The sequence below is a fragment of the Corynebacterium kefirresidentii genome (assembly GCF_016599755.1).
Lineage (GTDB): Bacteria > Actinomycetota > Actinomycetes > Mycobacteriales > Mycobacteriaceae > Corynebacterium > Corynebacterium kefirresidentii.
The window spans coordinates 341328-355830 of record NZ_CP067012.1 but is presented as its reverse complement, the minus strand read 5'-3'; the positions used below and the strand labels follow the sequence as shown (position 1 = coordinate 355830).

At 58.7% G+C, this 14503-nt stretch carries 12 protein-coding genes; 8 read left to right on the top strand and 4 right to left on the bottom strand.

Features of this window, described 5'->3' with window-relative positions; translation table 11 throughout:
* Nucleotides 1-9 precede the first annotated feature (9 nt).
* On the top strand, nt 10-1167 hold the full coding sequence (locus I6I12_RS01930; RefSeq protein ID WP_023020047.1) for a PorA family protein: 1158 nt from the start codon (nt 10-12) through the stop codon (nt 1165-1167).
* Nucleotides 1157-2575, top strand: a complete 1419-nt coding sequence (locus I6I12_RS01925) for an MmpA family trehalose lipid delivery protein (RefSeq protein WP_023020048.1) — start codon at nt 1157-1159, stop codon at nt 2573-2575. The genes I6I12_RS01930 and I6I12_RS01925 overlap by 11 nt, the downstream gene beginning before the upstream one ends.
* On the opposite strand, the gene I6I12_RS01920 is transcribed toward I6I12_RS01925, so the two are convergent.
* Complete coding sequence (locus I6I12_RS01920) at nt 2490-3599, bottom strand: glycosyltransferase family 4 protein (protein WP_023020049.1); 1110 nt, start codon at nt 3597-3599, stop codon at nt 2490-2492. The genes I6I12_RS01925 and I6I12_RS01920 overlap by 86 nt on opposite strands.
* Before the next feature lie 24 nt (nt 3600-3623).
* Between I6I12_RS01920 and I6I12_RS01915 the strand changes: the two genes are divergently transcribed.
* Nucleotides 3624-4391 (top strand): class I SAM-dependent methyltransferase, encoded by a 768-nt coding sequence (locus I6I12_RS01915; RefSeq protein ID WP_200288559.1) that lies wholly within the window; start codon nt 3624-3626, stop codon nt 4389-4391.
* On the opposite strand, the gene I6I12_RS01910 is transcribed toward I6I12_RS01915, so the two are convergent.
* The 3 genes from I6I12_RS01910 to I6I12_RS01900 all read right to left on the bottom strand — a co-directional run bounded on the left by I6I12_RS01910 (nt 4372) and on the right by I6I12_RS01900 (nt 9202).
* Nucleotides 4372-5025 (bottom strand): ABC transporter ATP-binding protein, encoded by a 654-nt coding sequence (locus I6I12_RS01910; RefSeq protein ID WP_200288558.1) that lies wholly within the window; start codon nt 5023-5025, stop codon nt 4372-4374. The two genes, I6I12_RS01915 and I6I12_RS01910, sit on opposite strands and share 20 nt — an antisense overlap.
* A gap of 4 nt (nt 5026-5029) precedes the next feature.
* Nucleotides 5030-6994: a hypothetical protein gene (locus tag I6I12_RS01905; RefSeq protein ID WP_200288557.1), complete on the bottom strand. Its 1965-nt coding sequence runs from the start codon at nt 6992-6994 to the stop codon at nt 5030-5032.
* A gap of 384 nt (nt 6995-7378) precedes the next feature.
* On the bottom strand, nt 7379-9202 hold the full coding sequence (locus I6I12_RS01900; RefSeq protein WP_200288556.1) for a phosphoenolpyruvate carboxykinase (GTP): 1824 nt from the start codon (nt 9200-9202) through the stop codon (nt 7379-7381).
* A gap of 347 nt (nt 9203-9549) precedes the next feature.
* On the opposite strand from I6I12_RS01900, the gene trmB reads away from it, so the two are divergent.
* Genes trmB through I6I12_RS01875 form a run of 5 tightly spaced genes read left to right on the top strand, consistent with a single transcriptional unit; the run spans nt 9550 to nt 14429 of the window.
* The gene (gene trmB / locus I6I12_RS01895) at nt 9550-10326 is read left to right on the top strand and encodes a tRNA (guanosine(46)-N7)-methyltransferase TrmB (RefSeq protein WP_200288555.1); all 777 of its coding nucleotides are present in this window, start codon (nt 9550-9552) and stop codon (nt 10324-10326) included.
* The gene (locus I6I12_RS01890; RefSeq protein WP_005325427.1) at nt 10327-10920 is read left to right on the top strand and encodes an NYN domain-containing protein; all 594 of its coding nucleotides are present in this window, start codon (nt 10327-10329) and stop codon (nt 10918-10920) included.
* A gap of 12 nt (nt 10921-10932) precedes the next feature.
* Entirely contained in the window at nt 10933-13086 is a 2154-nt protein-coding gene (locus I6I12_RS01885) for an MMPL family transporter (RefSeq protein WP_200288554.1), read from the top strand.
* Complete coding sequence (locus I6I12_RS01880) at nt 13087-14103, top strand: lysylphosphatidylglycerol synthase transmembrane domain-containing protein (protein ID WP_200288553.1); 1017 nt, start codon at nt 13087-13089, stop codon at nt 14101-14103.
* The gene (locus tag I6I12_RS01875) at nt 14100-14429 is read left to right on the top strand and encodes a DUF3054 domain-containing protein (protein WP_023020056.1); all 330 of its coding nucleotides are present in this window, start codon (nt 14100-14102) and stop codon (nt 14427-14429) included. Before I6I12_RS01880 ends, I6I12_RS01875 begins: the two co-directional genes overlap by 4 nt.
* Nucleotides 14430-14503: the final 74 nt, after the last annotated feature.

Sequence of the window (14503 nt, the reverse complement as noted above, 5' to 3'; positions counted from 1 at the left end):
ATTACTGCAATGAAACGCTACCTTTGGCCACGCTCGCCACTGGCGTGGGTTGTCATTGCCGCCGTCATTTTCTTAGTGCTGGGCACTGTGGTGCCACCGCTATATAACAATCAGACCCGGCCCCTCGCCTTCGACCAAAACATCAACACTGTCACTGCACCGTCCGCCGGCGTGTGGATGGATGCGCCCGCCTTTATCGCCGGCGCCAAGGCCACAGGCGATAGCAAGAATCCGCAGTGCCAAGAAAAGAAGGCACCCATCTGGTGTTACCTGCACCATGACCTGCTGACCATCGAGCGCAACACCACGACCGCTGAGGTGGCAGAAGACGATGCGCTCGCTCACTCTGATTCTTTATCGCGCCTGCTAGCCGGCGAGACTCCGCTCGCCCAAATTACCGAGCACTCTGTGTTGAACCGAGAATCCACCTACCCGGTGGCTGCCCCTAAGGATAAATGGGAATTCCTCCTGCCGGCAGTGGATACGGGAATGGCCCGCACAGATTTCGAACGAGATGGCATCAACTACTTTTTCCCCTCCGGGACCGAGCAGCGCTCCTATCCCTTTTTCGATCTGGCCTCACAATCCTCCACGGCGGTGGACTTCACCACTACGGAAAAGCTAGATGGTATCCCTACCTATTCCTTCCACCACGATATTCAGCCCATTTCCCTGGCCGATATGCGCAGAAACATCACCACCGAGGCGGTCGATTCCGGCAGCGGCGAAAAGCAGCTGGCCGCTAAGGACTTCCGCATCTCTGGTCCGGCGAAGCGGTTCTATGACGAAGACTCGCGCAAGCTCCTCGGCCTAGATCCCACTGACCGGGTCACGGTGGAACCTTTTTATACCGTCGGCCGGGATATCTCCGTGGAACCCACCACCGGCACCATGGTGGATCTGCGGGAAAATATCAAGATTTTCTTCGCTGCCGACGAACAGCAAGCCGGCACCATGGTGGCCAATAACGATACGGAGGATCGCTCCATCTTCGCTGCCGATATGCGCTGGTCCGATGACACTCGCGCGGAGCGCCTCGACGAGGTGCGTCCGGTCATTCGCACCATTCGTGCCTTGATGGTCGTCGGCTGGGCGGGCAAAGCCATCGGCGTCGGCCTATTGCTCTGTGCTGCCTATATGTACATGCGCCGCCACCGTGAAGGCTAAGCGTCTTTTACTCCTCGCCTGGGGCTTCATCCTCGTTGCCGCGGTGTGCTGGCCCTTCGCCCTGCCCGGTGAGTTCCTGTGGCGCGATATGGCGCTGCTTGGCCATCCGGCGCTTTCCCCTTCGGCTTTCGGCGGCGGAAGTTTGCCTGCCCGCAATGCCCCGCAAGACGGCTTCTTGGCTGTAGTAGGCGGCGCGTGGGCGGCGCGGGTGCTCATTTTTGCCGCCGCCGCGTCCTCCGCGCTCACCGCGGCGCGCTGGGCGCGCTCCACAGCCTCCGCGGTGAGCGCGATGGGGGTGGCGGTGGCCAATCCTTTCGTTATCGAGCGCCTCCTGCAGGGTCAGTGGTCCCTTGCGGTGGCCGCGTGGCTGCTACCGGTCATCGCGTGGGCAGGAAAACAGCGCAGCTGGGTGGCGTGGCTGGCTATGTGGGGTGCTTCATTTACCCCTACGGGTGGACTCTTTGCCGTGGTGACCGCGGCGGTGACCTGCCGCAAGCGGGTAGCACTTGGCGGCGTGGTCTTGTGCTTGCCGTGGGCCATTCCGGGCATGTTCTATCCCGCTGCGCCCGGCGATACCGCTGCGGCGGTGGCTGCGTTTGCCCCGCGAGCCGAAGAGCACGTCGGCACCGGGGGCGCGCTGCTGCGCTTGGGCGGCATCTGGAATGCACAAGCAGCCATCGGGTTTGCGATATGCGGTGTCATCGTGGCGATCATCGCCCTGCTCGGGGCGTGGCGGGTTCCCGTTCGGCTGAGCATACTGGCAGTTATTGGTCTTGGCGGGGCGATGTTTTTCTGGCTGGTTCCCGGCGCGTTGGTGTGGTTCATCGATCACGTTCCAGGGGCGGCGCTACTGCGCGATAGCGGAAAGCTGACCATGCTGGCATTGCCGCTTTATGTGGCCTCGCTGGGTGCGCTGCCGAACCTGCCGGCGGCACTAGCCACCGTGGCCGCGGCCGTGCAGCTGATTCCGGTTCCGGGGCGGCTAGGGGTGCTCACGCCGCGGGATACGGGGGTAGATAAGCAGCTGGTGCGCGAGATTGACGGCCGGGTGGCTTTCTTTCCAGAGCGCGCCAACCTTGTAGAGGTGCCTGGCGGTGTGGCGGTAGATCCCTATTCCAAGGCGCTGGCCATGGTGGAATCCGGGGAATTGAGCGTGGACGGGACCGTGGTGGATCAGGCTTCGCCGCAGTATCGGGCGGCGCTGCGCGCGTGGGAGGCACACGATATGAAGCAGCTGGCCCGGATCGGTGTCGGCGTCGTTGTCGTAGACGGTGCTATAGCCGCGGAGACGGACGCACCACGGCCACAGGTTCCATGGGCGTTTACGGCGTTGTGGATGGCTTGTCCGCTACTAGCCCTTGCAGCAATTCCGCGAATTGCTCGCCGGTCTTCTCCCACGAGAAGCTAGCGGCAAAATCGCGCGCGTTGGAGCCGAGGGTGCGGCGTAAGGGGGCGTCAGCAAGCAGCTGCTTGGTGGCCGCCACGAAGTCTTCCTCGCGCTCTACCAGGATGCCGGTCTCACCGTTAATAACACTGTCACGCAGGCCAAACGTATAGCCAACAGTGGGGACCCCATGTTGGGCTGCCTCCATTACTGCCAAGCCCCACCCCTCTTTGCGGGAGGGCATAAGCAGGGCATCGGCACGGGCGAGCAAGGCATGCTTATAGTCCTCGGTTACCTGACCGCGAAAGCGCACGCGATCGCTGACACCATGCTCCTCGGCATAGGCACGCAGGTTAGCCTCCCACCAACCGGAGCCTATGACATCCAGGACCGCGCCCGGGGTCTGCGCCACAGTATCCATGGCATGCTCAATCTGCTTATGCGGCACCAGGCGCGAGAGCGTTACCAAGTGCACGTCGGCCTCTCGTTCCAGGGAAGGCACATGGTCCGGAACCGGGTCCAGACCATTGGCAATGATGTGCGCACCCTTAATTCCCAGTGCCTCTAGATCCTCGCGGGAAGCCTCAGAAACGGTGACATAAGGAGCCCCGCGATACACACGCGGAGCCACCCGGGACTCAAGGAACCAGCCGAGGCGGCCCAGGAGGGGACCTGCCACCGGCCACTGCTCGCGATGGCAATGGTGGGTAAGCAGCACCGTCGGCGCCCCAGATACCAAGCGGGCGAAGAAAGGAATGCCGTTTTGGGTATCGATTACCGCATCCACGCCGCGCAGGTCACCCAGCCCCAAACGGCCGGCCAGCATCGCGGCCCACGCGCGTGGATATACGCCAAACTTGGCGCCGCCGCGGCTGTAGCGCACACCGTCGCGCACCTCCCGGCGCGCGGCATTCATGTGCTTGGAGGTGCGAAAAACCACCTCGTGGCCCTGCGCCGCGAGGTATTCGCCCACGCGCTCCAAGTAACGCTCCGAGCCCCCGCCTTGCGGGTGGGTGGAATCGCGCCAGCATAGTAAAAGAATCTTCATTGTGAGGTATTAGCCTAGTGGGTTATGAGACATACCCGTGAGATGGCCACGCTGCGTCGCTCCTTGCAGCTGTTGCGTTCCTTTCGCTTTGAGCAGACGCACCCCGAGATTTTCTACGGTGGGCTAGCGGAAGATACGGCCGCACTGGTAGATAACCTCGGCCGCGACCTGGGCGTGCAGCTTCCCGGGGCGAGGGTACTCGATGTGGGCGGCGGACCGGGCTATTTTGCGGATGCTTTTGCCCGGCGCGGGGCCCACTATGTGGGACTAGAGCCAGATGCCGGCGAAATGTCTGCGGCTGGCATCCACTTGAGCAACTCGGTGCGCGGGGACGGCACCAACCTTCCCTTTGCCGATGACTCTTTTGACGTGGTCTATTCCTCCAACGTGGCTGAGCACATCCCCAATCCTTGGGATATGGGCGAGGAGATGCTGCGCGTGACCCGCCCGGGTGGCCTGACTATCCTGAGCTATACGGTATGGCTCGGCCCCTTCGGCGGCCACGAGACCGGCCTGTGGGAGCACTATGTGGGCGGCGAGTTTGCCCGCGATCGCTACACCCGCCGCCACGGTCACCCGCCCAAGAATGTCTTTGGCACTTCGCTTTTCGACGTCCCCTGCTCCGCCGGCCTCCACTGGGCACAGCGCACCGGCGCGCTCAAACTCGCCTTCCCCCGTTACCACCCTAGCTGGGCTTGGTGGCTAACTCGCGTGCCAGGTGTGCGGGAATTCGCGGTTTCTAACCTGACATTGGTATTGCAACCTAAGAGTTTCAATGGCAATACGCGCTGAGATCGAATACCTCGCTACATTGATCTCGGACTCGGTCATCGTGGGTAACCACGATGACCGCAGCACCAGCGGCGGCTTGTTCCTGTAGCAGGGACAGCACGCGGTCACTGTTCTTACTGTCGAGGGCCGCAGTTGGCTCATCCGCCAAGATGAGACTCGGGGTGCGTACCAAGATGCGGGCAAAAGAAACTCGCTGCTGTTCGCCGCCGCTTAAGGAAAATGCTTTCTCCTTCTCTCGTCCAGCTAGGCCCACCTGCTCCAGCGCACCGGCAATAATTTCAGTTTTCTTAGCCTGCGGAGTTTTAGGAGGCAATGCTACGGCCAAATTATCGGCAACCGAATCGGTATCGACCAGTGCAAAATCCTGAAATAGATAGCCAATATCGTGGCGGCGTACTTTTCGCGCCTGCCTTTCTTTCATACGCGTAGCATCGTGACCGAGCACTTCCATGCTTCCGCCGCTGAGCGAGTCCAGAAGGCCTAAACAATTTAATAGCGTGGTTTTTCCGCACCCCGAAGGCCCAGTTAAGGCCACTACTTGTCCTGGCGCGATATCTAAGTCCACTCCCGACCACAAGGTGCGTTGAGCAATGGAGTAGCGACCTTCCCGAATCTTTATTACGGCCTCATTCATTTTTCTATCTCTTTCCTACCCGATATGAGATGTGCACCATTGTCACTACCGAAACGACGGCCACAAGAATTGAAAGCCCAACCCCATAGGCCATTGCTTCTGGCGTTACCTTCAGCTGGGCGACGACGGCGGGCATACTATTCATCCGTTCCAACTCTCGTGCTTGGCCGCCTTTGAACCATAAATAACCTATGGTGACACAACAGATTGCGGCGTCAGCAAGCCACAAGTACCGATACGCACGAGCCATAGGGATTCCCATGAACCGGTAGACGCGAAGCCGCTGTGCAAACAGCTTTCGATACAAAAAGCCCGCGATGACCGCCATGGTTAGCGCAATCAAAGCCGCAGCAATGACACCGAGAACCAACGCAACGGTATCGGCACGCAGCGACGCATTTCCCTTGGCCCAAAGATGTGCAGCCGAGTTGGTCTTCAAAACGAAGTTGCTAAGGTCCGGATCATCGCGAAGCTCAGGCGGAACCTCACCCAGAAAGCCAGTGCCATTCTGAGTCATGCCGGCAACAATGGTTCTATCTGACGGCAGCTGGTCGTCCGGATAGATGGTCATCACCGGCCCCGCAGTTTTTATCTGTTCGCCCCAACCAGTTTCATCTATCTGCCAAGTAGCTACGTCGAAGTCATCACTATCGAGGATTTCCACTGGACATTCGTGCTCGCTGCAATAGAAGTCCTTCGGGACCGAATCTGCACTGCCTTCCAGTCCTCGCGGAATATACCTTGTGGGCTCGTGCGGCGGATTATTCTGCAATTTCTCGCGCAGTGGGCCTTCCACCGAACGCATTGCTGCCGTGTAATTGAAGCTGAGCATATCGCGGCCGACTCCGCCGAACTCTGCCGGTGAGTCCTCAGAAAACTGTACATATTGAAACTGACCAACCGTAGATTTAGCCCGCGCAAGCTCGGCTAACTTGTGTGTTGAATCTACGATGCCATCGCTATCACGCGCCCCTGAAAGTTCCAAGAGCTGCAGATCATCGGCTTGCTTCCAGAAGTTACCAACGCCTTTTTGCACCTCCACTTCATGCAGGTGGTTTAGTGCTGGGGCTATGAGTCCTACAGCTGCAATACAGGGCACGAGTTTCAACAAGACGACAATTGCCACGGTACTACGCTGCGGCAGCTTCCCTTTGAGCCGATCCCTCAACGCTAGCTTTTTACACGCCCATGTAGTCAGGAGGAATGCCACCACCATGACAACGAGAAGGGGAAACAGAAAGACTGCCGAGTAGCGCATAATCCCTAGCATTACTCGTGGCGAAACCAATACTCCGCACAGCACCAGCGCCACCGCCGCGATAGCCAGTGCACCAAGAAATGCACTTGCATAAGAACGCCGAAACTCACGTGCAAATATGACCCTAGGCGATAGTCCCATGAGCTGCCACACGGCATAATCCCTGGTTCGCGCGATCGCACCGGCCACGACGACAGCAAAGCACGTGGCCAGAATCAAAAAATAAATTCCGGCTAGCGCGGTATCCGTGAAAAGGAACGACCATTCTAGGCTTTCGAGTTCCTGATGCTGCGCGCTGTGAGCATCCAGAATTCCATACACTGTATTTTTGAAATCCTCGCCCCCGGACAGTTGTAGGAGTTGACGCGGATCTTTATCCGGTAATTCCGTCAGATCGTGTATGTGAACTGGACTGCCCGGCGCAATCGTGTTGTACCAGGTGCCACCAAAGTCCCCAGCGGCGTAGACGTCGGTATGGTCCGGTTGCTCGAGTTCCACTGCAATGCGTTCACCCTTCGATTGCGCAGCCTCATCGAGTGCAGCAAGAATTTCAGAGCCCTGACCACCATAGGATCCGACGTTGATAAAAGAGCCGGTTTCGAATATTCCCTCCGACTGCGTCATCGCAAATGCCCAGTACCCCAAGAACAATGCGGATAGTACGCAAAATGCGGCGAGAATTCGTTGAGAAGGGCTAACGCCTTCTTTCATGAAATACTTCCTTAACTAAAGCAAGGGTCGCCCATGACGACGACCCTTGTGACGCTTACCTTCTATTAACACAAGCGGTAATAAGCGCCATCCGCCCCGAGCCAACGAGATGATGCCTGCGCACGGGCCCACGTATTCGCTGGTTGGCAGCCAGAGTCAACGTACTGGTGGCCGTTGACGGAACTACCATGATTGACAAATGAAAGCCCCTATTTGGACATTTCAGATATTTTCATATTCTTATATCTTTTTCACCATTACTGGTAAAGAGTTTCACTTTTATTAACTAAGATTAACTTATTGTTTACTTTTTATATCTAGGTAAGGCAATGCGAAAACCCCCAGCAACAATGGTGTCGCTGGGGGCTAGCTGGAGCCTTGATTTTAAGAGGCGTTCTCTACGCGCTCCTTCAGGGCGTGGAACTGGTCCCACACCTCAGATGGCACGCGGGAGCCTAGGAAGTTGAGGTAGCTGGCGTTATCCTGCATATCGTCTTCCCAGTCCTCCGGGTTGACGGCGAGAGCAGCGCGCACATCCTCGATATCAAAGTCGATACCCTCGAGGTCGATATCCTCGGCGCGAGCGGTGTGGCCTACGACGGTCTCCTCAGCCTCAACATTGCCCTCGATGCGGTCAATGATCCACTTGAGCACTCGAGAGTTCTCGCCGAAGCCCGGCCATAGGAAGCGGCCATCGTCGCCGCGGCGGAACCAGTTAACCAAGAAGATAGACGGCATACGGTCGCCGCCCTTTTCACCCATGTCAATCCAGTGCTGCAGGTAGTCACCGGCGTTGTAGCCAATGAACGGCAGCATAGCCATCGGGTCGTGGCGCAAGGTGCCAACGCTGCCCTCTGCGGCAGCGGTCTGGCCAGAGGCCAGAAGAGCGCCGATCATGGTGCCGTGGTTCCAGTCAAAAGCCTGGGTAACCAACGGAACGGTGGTCTTGCGGCGGCCGCCGAAGAGGATGGCATCGATCTTTACGCCCTGCCAATCGTCATACTCTGGAGCAGCGCTCGGGCACTGGGAAATCGGCACGCAGTAGCGGGAGTTAGGGTGCGCAGCCTTGGTAGACGAAGACGGAGTCCAGTCCTGACCGGTCCAGTCGATGAGGTGCTCTGGTGCCTCCTTGGACATCTCCTCCCACCAGACATCGCCGTCGTCGGTAAGCGCAACGTTGGTGAAAATGGTGTTACCCGGCTCCATGGTCCGCATAGCAATCGGGTTGGAGTCGTAGTTGGTGCCAGGAGCCACGCCGAAGAAGCCGTTTTCGGGATTTACGGCGTAGAGACCGTCTTCGCGCAGGTGTAGCCACGCAATGTCATCGCCGACAACCTCAGCCTTCCAGCCCGGAATGGTTGGGGTAATCATGGCTAGGTTGGTCTTGCCACAGGCCGACGGGAAGGCGGCTGCAACGTGGTACTTCTTGCCTTCTGGGTTGGTCAGCTTCAAGATGAGCATGTGCTCGGCCATCCAGCCCTCTTCCTTGGCCATAACGGAAGCGATGCGCAGCGCGTAGCACTTCTTAGCCAGGATGGCGTTGCCGCCGTAGCCAGAACCGTAGGACCAGATTTCCTTAGTTTCAGGGAACTGGGTGATGTACTTGGTGTCATTGCATGGCCATGCCACGTCTTCCTCACCCGGCTCCAGCGGGGCACCCACGGAGTGCAGGGCGTGGACAAAGTTGCCGTCAGCACCGATTTTCTCCAGGGCTTCAGCACCCATACGGGTCATGATGCGCATGGAGAGCACAACATAGGCGGAGTCAGTCAGCTGCACGCCCAACTTCGGCTCCGGATCGCTAATCGGGCCCATACAGAAGGGAACCACGTACATGGTGCGACCCTTCATAGAACCACGGAAAGCTTCCGTCATCTCTTCCTTCATTGCCGCAGGCGGAGCCCAGTTATTGGTAGGGCCGGCGCCATCTTCGTGCTCGGTACAGATGAAGGTGCGGGATTCCACACGTGCGACGTCGGAAGGGTTGGAACGAGCCAAGTAGGAGTTAGGTCGCTTTTCCTCGTTCAACTTGATAAGCGTGCCTTTTTCCACCAGCTCGCCGGCCAAACGGTCAGCCTCGTCCTGGGAGCCGTCTACAAAGACCACCTGGTCCGGCTGGAAAAGCTCAACATTTTCGCTAATCCAGCCGATAAGCTTTTCATTTTTAGTCGGCAGCTCTCCGACGAGCCCTGGGATAGTGGCGGTCATTAGTAATTCTCCTGAGGGTGGGTGTGAAAATTGGAGCAAAAAGCCCCAACTGTGCCTTCCACCTCAAGATTAACGTGCTCGCCCGAATAATTTGCGCAAAACTTGCCACACCGGTTATATCCACCACGTTAACCAGAACTTCACCAAGCGCATACGAAGGTAATGTGTTAAAAATCGCCTTTTCCACTCCCCCTTTCTGGGGGTTCATTGTCCCACTTTTCCGCCTCGAAACGATCTTCTACCACCCCCAACTGGGCCCACTGGTTATATCCGGGATGTCATCGCCACATGTATCCCTCGGCGCGGCGTATTGCTTGGCGGGGCTAAGCAGGGGAAAATAGGCCGCAATGAATAGCACAGATAATTCTCAAAACACCCGCGCTGGGGAAATGCCCCCTGGCCGCCCGCCACAAACCGACTTCAACGCCGTTTTCCACAACGAGCTTGACTACCCGCGCCTAGGCAACGTCACTTTCCGCCGCGGAACGCTCACCGATAACCAGCATGAACTTTTTGAAAAGCGCTGGCCGGAGCTCGGACGCGTGCTGGAAGACGAGGTCATTGATCTCGCTTCCTGGTTCGGCCGCAGCGGCGCCAAGACGATCGTGGAAATCGGTTCCGGTACCGGCACCTCCACCGCTGCCATGGCACCGAAAGAAGCCGATACCAACATCATCGCCGTCGAGCTCTACAAACCAGGCCTTGCCAAGCTGCTCGGCCAGATTGAGCGTGAGGGTATCGAAAATATCCGCATGATCCGCGGCGATGGCATCGAAGTCTTGATGCGCATGTTTGAACCGGAATCCCTCGACGGAATCCGCGTCTTCTTCCCGGATCCGTGGCCAAAGGCGCGCCATCACAAGCGCCGCATTATTCAGTCAGGCACCCTCAATCTTTTTGCCTCCCGGTTAAAGAAGGGCGGTGTGCTGCACGTCGCTACCGACCACGCCGGGTATGCCGAGTGGATCGATGAACTAGTTGAAGTAGAACCAAGCCTGGATTACAAGGGCTGGCCATGGCCGGAGTGCCCGCAGCTGGTAGATCGTCAGGTCATCACCAAGTTTGAGGGCAAGGGTCTAGATAAAGAACACGTGATCACGGAGTATCTCTGGGAGAAGAAATAAATGAGCACCTACCTACTTGTCTGGGATGCGCCCAATATGGACATGGGCCTAGGCTCCCTGCTCGGCGGCCGCCCCACCGCCGCACACCGCCCGCGCTTCGACGCCATCGGCCGCTGGCTGGTACACCTTGCCCAGGACGTTGATGCGGAACCGCGCGCCGATGTCTTTACTAATGTCACCCCGGGCGGCGCCGATGTCATCCGCCCATGGGTAGAAGCCATCCGCAACGTAGGCTTCGGTGTTTTTGCCAAGCCCAAGATCCACGAAGACGATGACGTAGATCCGGATATGCTCGACCACATCGAAAGCCTCCGCGAGGATCTAGCCGGCGTGATTGTTGCCTCCGCCGATGGCCAGAATTTCCAGGAACCTTTGGAAGAGCTCATCGCGGAAGGCCTTCCAGTGACGGTCCTCGGTTTCCACGAGCATGCCGCATGGGCCGTAGGCCACGCGGATATCAATTTTGTGGACCTGGAGGATATCGAGGGCGTATTCCGCGAGCCGCTACCGCGTGTGAATCTGGATAACCTGCCGGAGGGTGGTGCATGGCTGCAGCCATTCCGCCCCCTGGCTGCGCTGCTTAATAACCGCTAGGAGGCTGCCCCAATGTTTGAAAAATGGGGACGTTTTTCCTATGCGCACCGCCGGCTCATCCCCGCCATCATCGTCGCCGCAATCCTTGCGCTCTTCATCGGCTTTGGCATGCAGCTCGAAGATCGCATGAGCCAGGAGGGCTGGGAGGATCCCAATGCGGCGTCGACAAGCGCGGCCCAGATCGAGCAGGAAACATTCGGCCGCGATAACTCCGGCGATGTTATCTTGCTCTTCCACTCCCCCGATGAGAACTTCGACGCCGCCAAGCAGCACTTGGCGCAGCTAAAAGCGGAGTACCCGGACCAGATTGACTCGGTGACCAGCTACTTCGACACGAAGAACCCGAACCTGGTCAATGACGATCACTCCCTCGCCTTCGCAGCCATCGGCCTCAAAGGCGATGACGAACAGACGCTGAAGGATTTCCGCGCCATCGAAGGCGCGCTGACGGATACCTCCGCCCCAGTAGAAATCGCGGGCGCTACCGCAGTTGCAGATGCCCTGGATGAGGGAATGTCCCATGACATCTCCCGCGCCGAAAAGGCTGCGCTGCCACTGGTAGGCATCCTCTTACTGGTGGTCTTTGGTTCCGTCGTTGCGGCTTGCATGCCGCTGGTGGTCGGCGGTCTCTCCATCTTGGGTTCTTTGGGCATCCTGTCCATCCTGGCCAGCTTCTCGCAGGTCAATGTCTTTGCCCAGGCCGTCGTCACGCTGCTGGGGCTCGGCCTAGCCATCGATTATGGCCTCTTTATGGTTTCGCGCTTCCGCGAGGAGCTCGACAAGGGCCGCTCCACTGAGGAAGCCGTGGCCACCACCACTGCAACGGCCGGCCAAACCGTGGTTTTCTCTGCAGCCATGGTTGCCGTTGCGCTCTCTGGCCTTTTCCTCTTCCCCCAGGCCTTCCTCAAGTCCGTGGCCTATGGTTCCATTTCTGCAGTCGGCTTGGCCGCGCTCCTTTCGGTCACCGTGCTGCCATCCTTTTTTGGCATGCTCGGCCCCAAGATCGATACCTGGTCTGTACGCCGCGCCTCTCGGACGGCACGCACGATTCAAGACACCTGGTGGTATAAGCTTCCGCGCTGGGCGATGCGCCATGCCCGCGGACTGACCATCGCCGTATGCGGCCTGCTCATCGCACTCACCCTGCCTATCATGAGCATTACCTTTGGCGGCATCAACGAGTCCTACCTGCCGCCCGACCAGGACACCCGCGTGGCGCAGGATAAATTCAACGAAGAGTTCCCAGCTTTCCGCACAGAGCCGGTCAAGCTCGTGGTGGAAAATGCCTCGAACCAGCAGCTTGTCGACGTCGTCATGCAGGTCCGCGGCCTCGACGGCCTCACCGAGCCCATGGCGCCGACGACCGCCACCAAGGACGGCACTACCGTCCTTTCCGCCGGCATTGAAGACCGCGATGACTACGCGAAGATCGTGCACGAGCTGGAAAAGGTCAAGGCCCCTGAAGGCGTGAACCTCTACGTGGGCGGTACTCCCGCCATGGAGGTGGAGTCCCTCGATGCGCTCTTCCACACGCTGCCGTGGATGGCGCTCTACGTGGTGCTAGCTACATTCTTGCTCATGGCCCTAGTCTTCGGCTCCTTTGTACTGCCGCTCAAGGCCATTGTGATGACACTGCTAACTCTTGGCGCAACGCTGGGCATCCTGACGTTGATGTTCGTTGCCGGCTTGGGCTCGGACATTCTCAACTTCACGCCCGGCCCGCTCATGAGCCCGATCTTGGTGCTCATCATCGCCATTGTCTACGGCCTGTCCACCGATTACGAGGTCTTTTTGGTCTCCCGTATGGTGGAGGCTCGCCGGCGCGGCGCTTCCACCGACGAGTCCATTGCAGCCGGCACCGCGCATACCGGCGGCATCATTACCGCAGCGGCGCTTATCATGATCGTGGTCTCGGGCGCATTCGGCTTCTCCGATATCGTGATGATGAAATACATTGCCTACGGCATGATTTTTGCCCTGCTTATCGACGCCACCATTGTCCGCATGCTCCTCGTCCCGGCCGTCATGCACTTGCTGCGCGAGGATAACTGGTGGGCCCCTAGCTGGCTGCGCCACGCCACCACCACCTTGACCGGCGGTACCACCCACCGCGGCAAGACTGTTCCCTTCTCTGAACTCAAACAACGCCTCGAAGGGGGTAAGTAAGTGAAGAATTGGCTGCGCCTCATCCTCTCGCTCATCGTCTTGCTGGTCTTGGTTTATGTCTTCCGCGATGAGCTGGACTTCTTGCGCGAAGGCTTTTCGCGGCTGTCCAATTCCAACCCGGCCGCGATAGCACTGGTCATCGTCGCCTCCATCGCGGCGGTACTCGCCATGGGTGAGGTCATGCGTCTGCTCATTCGCGCCGGCGGCGTCAAGGTACCGGCCTCAGAAACCGCAGCACTGACGTTAGCCGCTAATGCGTGGTCAACCACTCTTCCGGCCGGACCAGCCTTTTCCGCCATTCTCACCTTCTACGTGCAACGCACGTGGGGCGCGTCCGTCATGCTGTGTGGCTGGTTCTTCGTGCTGTCCTCTGCAATTTCCACGATGTGGCTCGTGCTCATCGGCTTGGGCGGCGTGCTCTTCCTCAATGCCGACATGGCTCTGTGGTCCCTCATTGGCACCCTGGTGCTCATGCTGGCGCTTTCTGGCGGTCTGTTCTGGCTGACCAATCATCCGGATACCATCATCCGCTGGCTCAACCGCCAAAAGCTCATTAAGGGCTCCAAGCGCGAAGCGCTCGTGGATCAGGTCAAAAATTTGGAAGAGGTCCACCTCACCCGCCGCCAATTCGCCTGGGTTTCCTTTTACTCCCTGGCCAACCGCCTCATCGATATGGTCTCGCTGTGGGGCTGTGTGTGGGCCGTGACCGGCCACCTGCCCGCCCTGCACGCGGGAGAGGACACCACGACGATGGCCGGTGTAGCACTGGCTTATCTCACCGCTAAGCTGGCTGGCTCTGCTCAGGTCACGCCGGCCGGCCTCGGTACGGTGGAAGCCGCCATTATCGCCACCCTGGTTGCCACCGGTATGACCGCGGTAGATGCAACCGGCGCGGCAATCATTTATCGTCTGATTTCCTTTGCCCTTATCACCATCATTGGCTGGGTAATCTACTTCTGGCACTATGCTCGCAAGGGCATTACTTACGCCGCCTTGAATCGAAAGGAAAACGCATGAGAATCGCCCCCGTCATCGATATCATCGCCTTGATGCTCTTTGCTGTGGCCGCCCGTCTCGCCCACGGCGGACTAAGTTTTTCCACCTGGGTTGATGCTTTCTGGCCATGGGCCATCGGCGCGCTCATCGGCTGGGCTATCATCCTGGCCGTCAAGGTGCAGGGCAAGTGGAAGGAAGGCGGCGTCGTCTGGCTAAGCACCATCGTGGGCGGCATGGCCCTGTGGATGCTGGTCAATGGTCGGCTACCGCACTGGAGCTTCCTCATCGTGGCAACCGTTATGTCCGCGCTATTCTTCTTCGGCTGGCGGCTTTTCGCCCGCAAATAAAAATAAGGAGGGTTGAACCCTCCTTATTTTTTGCTCGTTTTACTTGGAGCTTACCGGTACGCCTGCTTGATTGA

Excerpts from the sequence above, each read along its gene's own strand:
- I6I12_RS01905 (WP_200288557.1), bottom strand. The coding sequence starts at position 6,994 with ATGAAAGAAGGCGTTAGCCCTTCTCAACGAATTCTCGCCGCATTTTGC.
- I6I12_RS01875 (WP_023020056.1), top strand. The coding sequence starts at position 14,100 with ATGAGAATCGCCCCCGTCATCGATATCATCGCCTTGATGCTCTTTGCT.
- I6I12_RS01885 (WP_200288554.1), top strand. The coding sequence starts at position 10,933 with ATGTTTGAAAAATGGGGACGTTTTTCCTATGCGCACCGCCGGCTCATC.
- trmB (WP_200288555.1), top strand. The coding sequence starts at position 9,550 with ATGAATAGCACAGATAATTCTCAAAACACCCGCGCTGGGGAAATGCCC.
- I6I12_RS01890 (WP_005325427.1), top strand. The coding sequence starts at position 10,327 with ATGAGCACCTACCTACTTGTCTGGGATGCGCCCAATATGGACATGGGC.
- I6I12_RS01915 (WP_200288559.1), top strand. The coding sequence starts at position 3,624 with ATGAGACATACCCGTGAGATGGCCACGCTGCGTCGCTCCTTGCAGCTG.
- I6I12_RS01920 (WP_023020049.1), bottom strand. The coding sequence starts at position 3,599 with ATGAAGATTCTTTTACTATGCTGGCGCGATTCCACCCACCCGCAAGGC.
- I6I12_RS01930 (WP_023020047.1), top strand. The coding sequence starts at position 10 with ATGAAACGCTACCTTTGGCCACGCTCGCCACTGGCGTGGGTTGTCATT.
- I6I12_RS01900 (WP_200288556.1), bottom strand. The coding sequence starts at position 9,202 with ATGACCGCCACTATCCCAGGGCTCGTCGGAGAGCTGCCGACTAAAAAT.
- I6I12_RS01910 (WP_200288558.1), bottom strand. The coding sequence starts at position 5,025 with ATGAATGAGGCCGTAATAAAGATTCGGGAAGGTCGCTACTCCATTGCT.